Genomic DNA, 12,896 nt, shown 5'->3' with positions numbered 1-12,896 from the left:
TACATTCACCTCAAAACGGATTTCCAAGGCGGTAAAAAACCAATATAACCACTTTATCATACTTGTCTGGTTACAGCAACCCGCTATCCTTTCCATTATATGTGGAGCAATCATCCGCAAAATAATCTCCGACTTTTTAGGCACAATAGATAGAGATAGTGAAAGATTGTTTACACAAAATTGGCAAATTGTGTACTTTCTTTGTCTGTTTGGCAGTCGCCTTGCAACTGTCAAGATTTTGCCGTAAAATTGCAGTTGAACCTTTATTATTTGCATCGGGAGGTCTTTGTCAAATGGCTGGGTCCAACAAAAAAGACATGAATCAAAACGACGTAATTGATTCCGCGAAGGCCTTTTTCACTTCGTTTGGTATCTTGTTTCTAGTTTTTCTCATTGCACTCGTAGGATCGATTATTTTCCCGCCAAAACATGGGGAAGAAGCTCAAGGTGGCGGCGCACCTACTGCCAACATTGACGCTGCAGCTATTTTCAAACAAAACTGTGCTTCCTGTCACGGGCAAAACCTTGAAGGAATCGCAGGTCCAAACCTGACCAAAGTCGGGGCAACTTACAGCGCTGAAGACATCGCCAAAATTATCAAAGAAGGTAAAGGCGGCATGCCTCCAGGAATGCTGAAAAAGCAACCAGAAATTCAAGCGGTTGCACAATGGCTGTCGGAGCACAAATAAGTACATAGATAGCCGTAAGGAGAAACACCGAAGACTCGTCCTCTTCGGTGTTTTGCCGTTGATGGGGGGATTTGCATGAGCACCGTCATGGAGATTGAATCGTTGGGCAAAAAAGTTTTCGCTTCTGCCGATTCCTGGCTTTTTCGCGACTTGAACGCAACCATCTCAGAACCTGCTATTATTGGAATCCTCGGAAAATCCGGTCAGGGCAAAAGCACGCTGCTCCGCATTTTAGGCCGACTGTTGGCTCCCGATCACGGAACCGTCCGAATGGAGCAAAAAGCAATGGAGCAATGGCCGAGCGCCTTGTGGCGAATGAAAATGAGCTACGTCGCCCAGCAGGCGACCATGCTGCCCGGTACGGTAGAAGACAATTTGCGAACCGCAAGCATGCTGCACCAGCGCCCTTTTGACCAACAGCTCGCCCGCGCCCTGTTTGAACAGCTTCATCTGGAACAGGTCGAATGGTCGAAGCCAGCGCAGCAACTGTCTGGCGGCGAAAAACAGCGTGTAGCCCTCGTGCGGACACTGCTCCTGCGTCCGGCTGTTCTGCTATTGGATGAAGTCACAGCCTCGCTGGATACGAGAAGCAAACTGGCAACCGAGCAATTGCTCGTCGATTTGCACAAACAAACAGGCACGACCATCCTCTGGGTCACGCACGATCTGGAAGAGGCGAAAAACAACTGCGAACGCATCTGGTTCATGGCAGATCATCAGCTGCAGGCAGACATGCCCAGCCACGCGTTTTTTCAGGCGCCGCCCACCGAACAGGCGCGGGACTTTTTGCAGACATCACTAGCACAAGCTCATCCAGGCGCGAAAGAGGTACACCATATATGACGTATACATCGATCTGGATCGCATTTGCCTTCGTACTGATTGCCCTCCTCCTCTCCTTGTGGCAGCGGCTTGGGCTGGAAAAGGAAATTGCCGTCGGCACGATCCGCTCGACGCTGCAACTTTTGGCGATTGGCTACGTGTTGCATTTCGTCTTTCATTCGGACAGCATCCTGTTCATTTTGCTGCTCATCGCCATGATGATTGCCGTCGCCTCCTGGAACGCGGCGAGCAAAGCGAAAAAGCTGCGCGGCATTTTTGGGCGCATCGCTCTTTCGCTTGCGCTCACGGAACTGGTCACCATGGGACTGTTGGTGACGCTCGGACTGGTTTCGCCGACACCTCAGTACCTGATTCCGATGAGCGGCATGATTATCGGCAGCTCCATGATCGTTTGCAGCCTGTTTCTTACCCATATGAACAGGGAAGTGGAAACCTCGCGCGGCGAGATCGAGGCGCTTTTGTGCCTGGGAGCGACTACCCGGCAAGCGGTGCAAATCGTCCTCAAGCGCGCCGTGAAAGCAAGCATGATTCCTACTTTTGATACGATGAAAACGATTGGGCTTGTCCAGTTGCCCGGCATGATGACGGGGATGATTATTGCTGGCGCCAGTCCCATCGAAGCTGTTCGTTACCAGATTCTCATCATGCTCAGCTTCAGCTCGTCTGCTGCTGTCTCCGCCGTTCTGATCAGCATGCTGAGCTATCGGCTCTGGTTTACACGCGATTCCATGTTGCACTCATAACGTTCTTTCCAAAAACTGTCGGTCATGTTTCCGGCAGTTTTTTTCGTCTTTTGTAATGAAAGCACGCCTTGGTCGTCAAATTACAAGTAGAAAGCATAAAAGGTGGTTCAGCTATGGACAAAAACAGCATTATCGAGCAATGGTTTCTGCGCTATAGCGACGACATCTACAAGTTCCTCGTCTACTACACCGGAAACAAGGACGTGGAGGATCTTGTCCAGGATGTGTTCCTCAAGGCGCTGCGGTCACTGGAGTCATTCGAAGGCCGATCGCAACCGAAAACATGGCTGCTCACCATCGCCAGACATACAGCGATCGACTTTGCCCGCAAAAATCGGCTGCGCAACTGGCTGCCGGACAAATGGCTTGCCGGGGTTCAATCGGAAGCAAAAACGCCGGAGGAAATTTTGCATCTGCACGCCGAACAGCAAGCCCTGTACCAAGCCGTCAGAAAAATGAAGCCCGCTTATCGCGAAGTATTGATCCTGCGCGGGATAAAGGGGTTATCTCCCAAAGAAACGGCCGAAATTCTCGACTGGTCGGAAAACAAAGTAAACGTGACCATGCACCGGGCCATGAAGGCGGTAAAAGAGCATTTGATGCAAGACAGAAAGGAGATGGTAGGCGATGCCATCTAAAACAGACGACCAGCTTCTAAACGACATGAAAGGACTACCTGACATGAAAATGAACCAGGATAAAAAACAGGAAATCATCTCCACGATCCGCTCGACTGACACTCATTCCTTGCCTAAACGAACAGCCGCTTCCCCCGGCCGCTTCTCTGCTCTGGGTAAAGGCTTGGCCGTATGCTCTGTTCTGGCGGCGACGATCTGGATGGGAGCGACCCTCATCAGCAACAACCAGCAAAGCACCATGCCGGAATCAATCACAAGCAACACGCCCGGCTCGACTTCTGCTTCCCCTGGCCCAGCGGCTGGAAAAGGAAATGCCGTAACCCCTGCGCCTGTTCAGCCGCAATCGGAGCAATTGCTGCCGCTCATCCGCAAAGACGCCGAAAAAGGCAAAGTGATTGAGGTTCCCTACAGCGTGGAGCAGACTGTTTTTGATCAAGTCGAAAAAGACTGGGGCAAGCCGGATCATACCGATCAGGCAAACGGCCTGACCTACTCCACCTATGCCAAACGCGGTGTCGTGTTCGGCTACAACAAAGGCATGCAGGTGGTCGATATCCGCACGAACGATCCCCGTTTGGCGAAACTCAATGCGGACATGGTGGAAAAGGCGATGGGAAAACCCGGCCGTATTTCCGAGTTCGCCGGTAAAACGATTTACACATACGACGTAACAGACAAATACCAAATCAAGTTTATCTTCCAAGGCAAGAAAACCGCCAGTGCCAAGGATCTCGTCCTGGTTCGCTACAACGTCTACTACCCGCAAGGCAACAAAAACCTGATGCTGTACGGAAGCAATGCCGATATTTTGCAAAGCATCCGCGATCTGGCCAAAAACGGGCAAACTTTCGGCAGCGAATATCGCGTCGAAAAAGACTTATTTGATGACATCGAAAAACAGATCGGCAAACCAGATATCGTCGCGACCTTCAATGGAATTACCTACAATACCTACATGGACAAAGGATTGGTCTTCGCCTTCAACAAAGGCATGCAAGTCGTGGATATTCGCTCCTACGATGCACGCCTGCAAGCAATCAGCCAAGCGGAAGTTCTGCAAACGTTGGGCAAGCCGAACAGTGCCACGACCGCAGCAGGTGAAACCATCTACACGTACAAAGTTACGCCTGACTACGAGTTGAAAATCATCTTTAGCGGAACGGGCGGCAAGCCGGAGAAACTCTACATCGATCACGTCAACATTTACTATCCGCGCGGCACGATCAACAACATGGCAGGCTGATCAGCACCATTTTGTACGCAAAAAAAGACGAGGGCACCCGCCCCCGTCTTTTTGCTTGCTATCTTATTTGCCGATGATGTAGCCTTCCAGCTCATCCAGCACTTTGTTAGCCGCGATTACGCCGCCGGAAGTGTTCCAGATCGTATCATCCACTTTGAACGCTTTGCCAGCTTTTACGACATTCAGGTTTTTCCAGAGCGGATCGTTCGTCCATTCTTGCTCCAGCTTGGAAGCTTCTCCTTTGCCTGGCTCATACGTGAAGTAGAACATGATGTCGCCGTCCATTTCCGGAATGCGCTCTTTGGTTACTTCTGCTGCGAACTCTTCTTTGTCCTGGGATGCTGGACGAGCCAGGCCCAAGTCTTTGAAAATGGAACCAGTGAAAGTGTCTTTGTAGTAAATACGCACTTTACCAGGCATGAAACGTACGACGGAAATTTGCGTTTTCAGCTTGTCGCCCGCTTTTTCCTTGAAGTCTGCTACGCGTTTGTTCCAGTCAGCGATGACTTTCTCGCCTTCCGCTTTTTTGTTTACCGCTTCTGCGTACAAGTTGAAGTTTGCTTTCCAGTCGCCGCGCGGTTCTTCTACGAATACAGTTGGTGCGATAGCGGACAGTTGTTGGTAAATTTTCTCATGGCGGAACTTCATACCGAGAATCAAGTCTGGCTTCAGCGCAGCGATTGCTTCCAGGTTTGGCTGGCTTTCCGTACCAACCGACTTCGTTCCTTCGAGGAAAGATTTGGTAAAGTCGTAAAATTGAGTCGGGTCAATAGTCGAACCAACTGCACCTACCGGCTTTACGCCAAGCGCCATCAATGTTTCAGTACCTTGGTTGGTCAGCATAACGACGCGTTCCGGAGTACCTTTGATTGTGGTTTCGCCCATCGCGTGTTTTACTGTATAAGATTGGCCGGAACCGTTGGAGTTGCCTGTAGCTTGGTCAGCAGGCTTCTGTTCTGCCGGTTTTTGCTCTGTTGCTTGCGGTGTGCCACAACCTGTGACGATCAGCAACAGCGCCATCAAAACGGCGAAGAACGCTTTACCGCCTGCGGTCCGATATGTACGAGAAAACATGATGTGAGGACCCCCTTGATTTTTGTCTATGGAAAATGTGAGTCAAAGACATTGACTATCCTACCTTTATGCATGGCCACAGTCAAGCATAAAATGATAATGACTATCAGCATCATTGACACATATCCGAGCTGGCTCTAAACTTAGCATTGTGGCGGAATCGTTAACAAAACAGAACAACAAGAAATAGATAAGGATGTAGCCCTCATGAATTGTTTACTCGCAAGTAACATTCGGAAAATTCTGGGAGTGGTTATCGCCATTCTGCTCTTGCTTTACCTCAGCTATGCCAGCCTCGTTTTTGGCGTAATTGACACCAGCTGGCAAAACGCAATCGACGCCTACACCCATTTCAACGGTTCGAACGAACATATTGTCATTAAAGAAGTTCGGGTTCCCCGCGTGCTGAACGCGCTGACGGTAGGCTTTTGTCTCGGCCTGGCCGGGACCCTGCTTCAATCGTTAACGAGAAACCCTGTTGCAGATGTCGAGTTATTCGGACTGAACGCGGGCGCTTCTCTCTTTGTCGTTTTTGCCGTTACCTTTGTCGGGATCAGTTCGCTGACGGAGTTTACCTGGATTGCCTTTCTGGGGGCTGCGGTCGCCGGATTTGTCGTCTACTTGCTCGGCTCGTTTGGCAGAGACGGCCTTACGCCTGTCAAGCTGGTGCTTGCGGGTGCGGCGATTACGGCTTTGGCCGCTTCGATTCGTCACGCCATGATGGTCTTGAATGAAAAAGCTGCCGACGAGGTGCTTTTCTGGTTGGCTGGCTCTGTCGGGGGAAGAAAGCTGGAGTATTTGGCAACCGTCTTTCCTTATATGGTCTTTGCCTGGATTGCCGCCTTTCTGTTGGCCCGTCCGATTCAGACGCTGCTCATGGGTGATGATGTGGCAAAAGGGCTTGGGCAGCGCACACTGCTAGTCAAGCTGTCGACAGGTGTGGTCATCGTTCTGCTTTCCGGCTGCGCCGTTGCGGTTGCAGGGCCGATCGGCTTTGTCGGGCTCGTCACGCCGCATCTGGCTCGCTATCTCGTTGGAATCGAAACACACTGGGTGCTTCTGTACAGCGGCATGCTCGGCTCGATCCTGTTGCTGCTCGCCGATATCGGCGCGCGCTTTATCGCCATGCCAGCCGAGGTTCCTATCGGTGTCATGACAGCCCTGATCGGTGTGCCGTTCTTCATCTATGTCGCACGAAAGGGGCTGGATAAGGAATGAAACCATACCTCTCTCTGCGGTTTGGCAAACGTCTGTCTTTTCAGCTGCATAAAAAAACCGTACTTTTTTCCGGCATCGCTTTGCTGGTTGCACTCGCTGTCACGGTGATCAGTCTCGGCATGGGCGAGATGAAAATTGCGCCACTCGATGTCGTCAAAGTCCTTCTCGGCATCGGTTCTGATGAAAATGCTCTGATCGTCCAGCAATTTCGCCTGCCCCGCATCCTGACTGCGATTCTGGTCGGTGCTGCCTTGGCTTCGGCCGGGGCGATCATGCAAGGAATTATCCGCAACCCGCTCGCTTCACCTGACGTTCTCGGCGTAGCCGGAGGTGCTTCTGTTGCGGCTGTGGCCTTTTTGCTCGTCTTCGATACTGTCAGCATCAAATGGCTGCCGCCTACCGCTTTTCTCGGCGCCTTGCTGACCACGTTTCTTTTATACGCGCTGTCCTGGAAAAAAGGCGTCACGCCGATGCGCCTCGTCATGATCGGTGTCGGAATCAAGATTGCTGCGGGCGCGTTCGTCACGATCCTGATCATGTTCAGTCCGTTTTTGCTGCAAAACAAAGCCTTGCTCTGGTTGACCGGAAGCATCTACGGGGTAGACTGGAACGATGTGTTCATGATCCTGCCATGGGTCGTCATCCTGATCGTCGTTGCGGTTGTTTTGGCACGACGGGTCAATATCCAGCAGCTCGGGGATGACGTGGCGACAAGCCTGGGAAGCTCGCTCCAATGGGATCGGTTCCTGCTGCTCATGATTTGTGCAGCTTTGACCGGAACAGCCGTTTCTGTAGGCGGAGACATCAGCTTCGTCGCTTTGCTCGCGCCGCATATCGCCAAGCAGCTAATCGGGCCGTCCTTTGGCGGTGCCCTGCCTCTGTCGGCATTCCTGGGCGCCGTGATTGTGCTGATTGCCGATCTGATCGCCCGCATGGCTTTTTCTCCAATCGAAGTGCCTGTCGGGGTTTTCACTTCTGCGATTGGCGCTCCGTTCTTCATCTATTTGCTGTACAAAAATCGAAATCGCTAGCGAAAGGAGTCTTGCCCTCATGCAAGCTTTGGAAACCCGCAAACTGACCTTGTCCTACGGGGAACGCAACATCATCGAAGCGCTCGACTTGAATATTCCGCGTGGAAAAATTACGGTTTTCATCGGCAGCAACGGCAGCGGCAAATCGACACTGCTGCGCTCCCTCGCTCGCCTGCTAAAGCCAAAAGAAGGAGCCATTCTGCTTGAGGGCGAATCCATCGCCAAACGCTCTACAAAAGAAGTGGCAAAGCGCCTGGCTATTCTCCCGCAAGGACCTTCGGCACCGGAAGGCTTGAGTATTCACCAGTTGGTCAAGCAGGGGCGTTACCCTTATCAAAACTGGCTTCAGCAATGGTCGGAAGAAGATGAGCAAATGGTGAAGAAAGCGCTGGAAGCAACTCAACTGACGGAAATGGCCAGCCGATCCGTAGACAGCCTCTCCGGCGGTCAGCGCCAACGAGCCTGGATCGCCATGACGCTGGCTCAAGGCACCGATACGATTTTGCTCGATGAACCGACAACGTACCTCGACATGTCGCATCAGATTGAAATTCTCGATCTGTTGTATGAACTGAACGAGACTGAGCAGCGGACGATTGTAATGGTTCTTCACGATTTGAATCTGGCTTGCCGTTACGCCCACCATATTGTCGCCGTGCACAATCAGACGGTTGTGGCCGAAGGGGCGCCGGAAGAAATTTTGACGACCGATCTCGTCCGCACCGTGTTCGATATGGATTGCCAGATCACACTCGATCCGTTGTACGGCACTCCCATGTGCATCCCTTACAGCAAATGCCGCATCGGTGGCAACACCGCGAAAGCAAAAGAAGCAGTGATGTCGTAAGCGACCGTTACTCTGAAAAGACTGCCCCTGCCTGTTATCCAGGAGCAGTCTTTTTTTCATGCGAAAAGCAAAACATCCACTGATGCCCATTGCCTGCTTCGCTCATAAGATGCAATAGCAAGGGCTAACTGGAATTGACTTTGGGAAAGGAAAGAAAGGAGGGGGCCGAAATGCCACACCAGATGCGCGAAGAGTGCGTTCGTCTGCCAAAAATATACGATTGGGTGCTAACGACCAGCTATTCCCGCTCGCGGCTGCCGGTTCCTGAGCCTTTTTTCACTCAGTTGAAAAACTGTCTGCAAAGCGGCATGGCGATCTCCGTGAGCTGCCTGCCCCCAGACGACCCTTGCACTTGTGCCCCTATCCGCTGCCACCTCCACGCCCCTTTGCACCGGACTTTTCACATCGTTGGCGGCCAGCGTGTGCCGATTGCTGTTGCCCGTTTTATCGTCGAAGCAACTGTTTCTGTTCTCTTTTTTGCAGACGGCGACTTGCTTTTTGAGCTTCCTGTCCCGCTCGCTTTGGAAGAACAGGCAGCGATCAGCCTGCCGCCCCCCTTGGACCTGGAAAACATCTCCTGCCGGATCGCAGCGGCTGAATGTCGCGCTGATTCGGCACTGTTGTCACAGATGGGGTTTATCGAAATCGATGCTTTTGCCTGCCTGGAAATGGTGGTCGAAGCCCAGGCCGTTTTGCAGGTGATGGGACGTCACTGCACTCCGCGGTCCGATTCGATTCCCGTTCCTCCCCGCAAGCTCCCGCTAAGCTGTACCCCCTTTCGCCTGCCTCCGAACTGCCCCAGGCTGACTGCTCCTTGAACAAAAAGAAGCGATGCCTGCGCATCGTCTGCACAAGCATCGCTTCGTTGTATTTCGTTATTTTTTCAGGTTGTAGAAAGCTTTGCGTCCGCCAAAACGAGCGGTATCAGCCAGCTCATCCTCAATGCGCAGCAATTGGTTGTACTTCGCTACGCGGTCAGTACGGGAAGGCGCACCTGTCTTGATTTGTCCCGCATTGGTAGCTACTGCGATATCCGAGATGGTGGAGTCTTCGGTTTCGCCGGAACGGTGGGAAATAACAGCTGTGTAGCCTGCCAGCTTCGCCATTTCAATCGCTTCAAACGTCTCTGTCAGCGTACCGATCTGGTTTACTTTTACCAGAATGGAGTTGCCTGTAGATGTTTCGATACCGCGCGCCAGACGCTCTGTGTTGGTTACGAACAAGTCGTCACCTACGAGCTGCACTTTGCTGCCCAGCTTGTCAGTCAGAGCTTTCCAGCCATCCCAGTCGTCTTCGGACAGGCCGTCTTCGATGGAGATGATTGGATATTTGCTTACCAGATCTTCGTAGAACGCGATCATTTCTTCGGTTGTTTTCACAACGCCTTCGCCTTCGAAGTGGTATTTGCCGTCTTTGAACATTTCGGTAGCTGCTACGTCCAGAGCGAGGAACACGTCTTTGCCTGGCTCATAGCCAGCTGCCTTGATCGCATCCAGGATAGTCGTAATCGCTTCTTCGTTGGATTTCAGGTTTGGAGCGAAGCCGCCCTCATCGCCTACTGCCGTGCTCAGACCTTTGTCATGCAGCACTTTTTTCAAGGAGTGGAAAATTTCCGCCCCCATGCGCAGCGCTTCCTTGAAGGACTCTGCACCTACTGGCATAACCATGAACTCCTGAATATCTACAGTGTTGTCCGCATGCTTTCCGCCGTTCAGGATGTTCATCATTGGAACTGGCAGCGTTCTTGCGTTGAATCCGCCCAGGTAGTTGTAAAGCGGCACTCCCAAAGAGTCAGCAGCTGCGCGAGCTACTGCCATGGAGACGCCGAGGATCGCATTTGCGCCCAGCTTGCCTTTGTTGTCTGTACCGTCGAGCTGGATCATCGCCATATCGATGCCTACTTGATCCAGAGCGTCCATGCCGATCAGCTCAGGCGCAATGATTTCGTTGACGTTTTCTACTGCTTTCAGAACGCCTTTGCCCAGGTAACGGGACTTGTCGCCGTCACGCAGTTCAACTGCTTCATAAGCACCTGTGGATGCTCCGGATGGTACTGCTGCGCGGCCCATGGAGCCATCTTCGAGGTACACTTCCACTTCCACAGTCGGGTTGCCGCGGGAGTCCATAATTTCGCGTGCGTAAATGTCAGTAATCATTGCCATTTCTCGTCCATCTCCTTTTATAATGCGAGTCGCCCCACAAGTATTTGGTATGGCTATCCAGACATCTATCAGTGTGTCTTAGAGACGCCTATTTTGCAAGTAACGATTTCCCTGTCATTTCAACAGGCTGTTCTGCTCCCAAAAGGTCGAGCAAGGTTGGCGACAGATCGGCCAAAACTCCGTCTTCTCTGAGCGTAGCGCCTGCTTTGGTCACAATGACTGGCACAGGGTACGTGCTGTGCGAAGTGATCGGACGCCCTTCTGCATCCAGCATCAAATCCGCATTGCCGTGGTCTGCCGTGATGATCGCCGCCCCGCCTTTGGCCAAAATCGCATCGACGACCCGACCGAGGCAAGCGTCGACTGTCTCCACCGCTTTGATCGTCGGCTCCATTTTACCGGAGTGACCCACCATGTCGCAGTTGGCGAAGTTGAGAATGATCGCATCGAAATGATCGGCTTCAATCTCCGCCACGACCGCGTCTGTCAGTTCAGGCGCACTCATTTCCGGCTGGAGGTCGTACGTCGCCACTTTCGGCGAAGGAATCAGGATGCGCTTCTCGCCTGGAAACTCCTGCTCGCGGCCGCCGCTGAAAAAGAAGGTCACGTGCGGATATTTTTCCGTCTCCGCGATGCGCAGCTGCTTCAAGCCTTGCTGTGCCAGCACCTCGCCCAACGTGTTGTCCAAGTTGGAAGGCTTGTAAGCGACATACCCGTTCACCGTCTCGGAAAAATGCGTCAGGCAGACGAAGTGCAGATCGCGCGGGTGGTTCTCTCCGCGATCAAAGCCGCGGAAATCATCGTTCGTAAAAGCTTGCGAGATTTGGATGGCACGATCCGGGCGGAAGTTGTAAAAGATGATGGAATCTCCGTTCTCGATCGTCGCTACAGGCTTGTCGTCAGCGCCAAGGATAACCGTCGGCATGACAAATTCGTCCATGATCGACTTTTCATAGGATTCCTTGACCGCCTGAATCGGGTCGTGATAGGCAGGAGCATCCGCATACACCATGGCGCGGTAAGCTTTCTCTACCCGCTCCCAACGCTTGTCGCGGTCCATCGCGTAGTAGCGACCTTGCACCGTTGCGATCTGACCAACGCCGATTTCCGCAATCTTCGCTTGCAGCTGCGCAATGTATCCGACGGCACTGTCCGGGGATACGTCTCGCCCGTCGAGGAAGCCGTGAATATAAACGCGGTCAAAGCTTTGCTTTTTGGCCAGCTCCAAAATCGCGTACAAATGCTCGATATGGCTGTGCACGCCTCCGTCAGACAAAAGCCCGAACAGATGCAGCTTCTTGCCGTTTTGCTTCGCGTGCTCGATGGCAGCAATCAACGTCTCGTTTTCAAAAAAGGCGCCTTCCCGAATCGACTTGGTGATGCGAGTCAAATCTTGATAAACAACGCGGCCCGCACCGATGTTCAGGTGCCCTACCTCGGAGTTCCCCATCTGCCCTTCCGGCAAGCCGACAGCCAGTCCACTCGCTTCAAGCGTTGCATGAGGGTACTCGTTCCAGAGGCGGTCAAAGTTCGGTTTATTGGCTTGCGCTACTGCATTGCCATACGTTTCGCTCCGCAAAGCAAAACCATCCAAAATCAACAGCGCTACCGGTTTCGGTCTTTGTGCCATTTGTTTCTCCTCCTCCTATTGCTGCTGTGCACCTGCCACAAGCTGCAAATAGCTGTCTGCTGCCAGGCTCGCTCCGCCTACCAGCGCGCCGTCGATATCAGGCTGCGCCATATAGCTTGCGATGTTCTCCGGCTTGACGCTGCCGCCGTACTGAATCCGCACGGCTTCCGCTATCGCTTGGCCGAATCGCTCTGCTACGACACTGCGAATAATCGCAATCGTCTCGTTAGCGTCTTCAGCCGTAGAAGATTTGCCTGTGCCAATCGCCCAGATCGGTTCGTAAGCAATAATCGCTTTTGCCACCTGCTCGGCTGTCAATCCGGCAAAAGCTCCTTCTGTCTGCGTGCGCACGACGTTAGCTGTCTCGCCTGCTTCCCGCTGCTCCAGGCTTTCTCCGACACACACAATCGGCACCAGGTCTGCTGCCAGCGCAGCGACCACTTTTTGATTCACCGTCTCATCTGTTTCATTGAAGTATTGACGACGCTCGGAATGGCCGAGAATCACGTATTCGACGCCGATCTCTTTCAGCATGGACGCGCTGACTTCCCCTGTGTATGCCCCTTGCTCGGCAAAATGCATGTTTTGCGCGCCAACGGCAATATCCGTTCCTGCCAATGCCTCTGTCAAAGCAGCCAAAGCTGTAAATGGTGCGCAAATGACTTTTTGTACGCCGGAAGTGTTGTTCCCTGCTTTGGCTTCTGCTGCAAAAGCTTTCGCCTCGGCAATCGTCTTGAACATCTTCCAGTTCCCCGCGATAATTGGTGTCCGCATGCAA

General features: G+C 52.6%; 13 protein-coding genes. 9 read left to right on the top strand and 4 right to left on the bottom strand.

Translation table 11 applies throughout. From position 1 onward, the window contains the following. Positions 1 to 293 precede the first annotated feature (293 nt). The 5 genes from IRJ17_RS07675 (at position 294) to IRJ17_RS07655 (ending at position 4,156) form a co-directional block, all read left to right on the top strand. Complete coding sequence (locus IRJ17_RS07675) at positions 294 to 689, top strand: YqzM family protein (protein ID WP_173597700.1); 396 nt, start codon at positions 294 to 296, stop codon at positions 687 to 689. Positions 690 to 764: 75 nt separating this feature from the next. Continuing rightward, entirely contained in the window at positions 765 to 1,532 is a 768-nt protein-coding gene (locus tag IRJ17_RS07670; protein WP_173597701.1) for an ABC transporter ATP-binding protein, read from the top strand. After that, positions 1,529 to 2,275, top strand: coding sequence for an ABC transporter permease (locus tag IRJ17_RS07665; protein ID WP_122963684.1), 747 nt, complete (start codon positions 1,529 to 1,531; stop codon positions 2,273 to 2,275). Before IRJ17_RS07670 ends, IRJ17_RS07665 begins: the two co-directional genes overlap by 4 nt. 113 nt (positions 2,276 to 2,388) lie before the next feature. Beyond that, positions 2,389 to 2,913, top strand: a complete 525-nt coding sequence (locus IRJ17_RS07660) for an RNA polymerase sigma factor (protein WP_122963683.1) — start codon at positions 2,389 to 2,391, stop codon at positions 2,911 to 2,913. Further along, a complete protein-coding gene (locus IRJ17_RS07655; protein WP_242774074.1) occupies positions 2,903 to 4,156 on the top strand; it encodes a YjgB family protein in 1,254 nt (417 codons plus the stop codon). Before IRJ17_RS07660 ends, IRJ17_RS07655 begins: the two co-directional genes overlap by 11 nt. A 63-nt stretch (positions 4,157 to 4,219) precedes the next feature. Here IRJ17_RS07655 and IRJ17_RS07650 read toward each other — a convergent pair whose 3' ends face one another. Next, positions 4,220 to 5,230 carry an ABC transporter substrate-binding protein gene (locus IRJ17_RS07650; protein WP_122963681.1) on the bottom strand — a complete coding sequence of 337 codons (1,011 nt, stop codon included), beginning with the start codon at positions 5,228 to 5,230 and terminating at the stop codon, positions 4,220 to 4,222. A 207-nt stretch (positions 5,231 to 5,437) separates the two neighbouring features. On the opposite strand from IRJ17_RS07650, the gene IRJ17_RS07645 reads away from it, so the two are divergent. The 4 genes from IRJ17_RS07645 to IRJ17_RS07630 all read left to right on the top strand — a co-directional run bounded on the left by IRJ17_RS07645 (position 5,438) and on the right by IRJ17_RS07630 (position 9,144). Then, complete coding sequence (locus tag IRJ17_RS07645) at positions 5,438 to 6,448, top strand: FecCD family ABC transporter permease (RefSeq protein ID WP_242774063.1); 1,011 nt, start codon at positions 5,438 to 5,440, stop codon at positions 6,446 to 6,448. Next, entirely contained in the window at positions 6,445 to 7,479 is a 1,035-nt protein-coding gene (locus IRJ17_RS07640; RefSeq protein ID WP_173597704.1) for a FecCD family ABC transporter permease, read from the top strand. Before IRJ17_RS07645 ends, IRJ17_RS07640 begins: the two co-directional genes overlap by 4 nt. Before the next feature lie 19 nt (positions 7,480 to 7,498). Further along, entirely contained in the window at positions 7,499 to 8,326 is an 828-nt protein-coding gene (locus IRJ17_RS07635; protein WP_173599428.1) for an ABC transporter ATP-binding protein, read from the top strand. A 170-nt stretch (positions 8,327 to 8,496) separates the two neighbouring features. Next, entirely contained in the window at positions 8,497 to 9,144 is a 648-nt protein-coding gene (locus IRJ17_RS07630; protein WP_122963677.1) for a hypothetical protein, read from the top strand. Positions 9,145 to 9,201: 57 nt separating this feature from the next. On the opposite strand, the gene eno is transcribed toward IRJ17_RS07630, so the two are convergent. From eno to tpiA, 3 genes are all read right to left on the bottom strand, one after another. Continuing rightward, positions 9,202 to 10,488, bottom strand: coding sequence for a phosphopyruvate hydratase (eno, locus tag IRJ17_RS07625; RefSeq protein WP_063230975.1), 1,287 nt, complete (start codon positions 10,486 to 10,488; stop codon positions 9,202 to 9,204). An 88-nt stretch (positions 10,489 to 10,576) separates the two neighbouring features. Continuing rightward, the gene (gene gpmI / locus IRJ17_RS07620; protein WP_242774061.1) at positions 10,577 to 12,118 is read right to left on the bottom strand and encodes a 2,3-bisphosphoglycerate-independent phosphoglycerate mutase; all 1,542 of its coding nucleotides are present in this window, start codon (positions 12,116 to 12,118) and stop codon (positions 10,577 to 10,579) included. 15 nt (positions 12,119 to 12,133) lie between these two features. Then, positions 12,134 to 12,892, bottom strand: coding sequence for a triose-phosphate isomerase (gene tpiA / locus IRJ17_RS07615; RefSeq protein WP_242774059.1), 759 nt, complete (start codon positions 12,890 to 12,892; stop codon positions 12,134 to 12,136). Positions 12,893 to 12,896: the final 4 nt, after the last annotated feature.

This window comes from Brevibacillus parabrevis (assembly GCF_022701015.1).
In the GTDB taxonomy this organism is placed as follows: domain Bacteria; phylum Bacillota; class Bacilli; order Brevibacillales; family Brevibacillaceae; genus Brevibacillus; species Brevibacillus parabrevis.
The sequence above is the reverse complement of the archived record's forward strand: the minus strand, read 5'-3'. Positions and strand labels throughout refer to the sequence as shown.

Coding starts and splice junctions, on each gene's coding strand:
- IRJ17_RS07640 (WP_173597704.1), top strand. CDS start 6,445: ATGAAACCATACCTCTCTCTGCGGTTTGGCAAACGTCTGTCTTTTCAG.
- IRJ17_RS07645 (WP_242774063.1), top strand. CDS start 5,438: ATGAATTGTTTACTCGCAAGTAACATTCGGAAAATTCTGGGAGTGGTT.
- IRJ17_RS07630 (WP_122963677.1), top strand. CDS start 8,497: ATGCCACACCAGATGCGCGAAGAGTGCGTTCGTCTGCCAAAAATATAC.
- IRJ17_RS07650 (WP_122963681.1), bottom strand. CDS start 5,230: ATGTTTTCTCGTACATATCGGACCGCAGGCGGTAAAGCGTTCTTCGCC.
- IRJ17_RS07675 (WP_173597700.1), top strand. CDS start 294: ATGGCTGGGTCCAACAAAAAAGACATGAATCAAAACGACGTAATTGAT.
- eno (WP_063230975.1), bottom strand. CDS start 10,488: ATGGCAATGATTACTGACATTTACGCACGCGAAATTATGGACTCCCGC.
- IRJ17_RS07655 (WP_242774074.1), top strand. CDS start 2,903: ATGCCATCTAAAACAGACGACCAGCTTCTAAACGACATGAAAGGACTA.
- gpmI (WP_242774061.1), bottom strand. CDS start 12,118: ATGGCACAAAGACCGAAACCGGTAGCGCTGTTGATTTTGGATGGTTTT.
- IRJ17_RS07665 (WP_122963684.1), top strand. CDS start 1,529: ATGACGTATACATCGATCTGGATCGCATTTGCCTTCGTACTGATTGCC.
- tpiA (WP_242774059.1), bottom strand. CDS start 12,892: ATGCGGACACCAATTATCGCGGGGAACTGGAAGATGTTCAAGACGATT.
- IRJ17_RS07670 (WP_173597701.1), top strand. CDS start 765: ATGAGCACCGTCATGGAGATTGAATCGTTGGGCAAAAAAGTTTTCGCT.
- IRJ17_RS07635 (WP_173599428.1), top strand. CDS start 7,499: ATGCAAGCTTTGGAAACCCGCAAACTGACCTTGTCCTACGGGGAACGC.
- IRJ17_RS07660 (WP_122963683.1), top strand. CDS start 2,389: ATGGACAAAAACAGCATTATCGAGCAATGGTTTCTGCGCTATAGCGAC.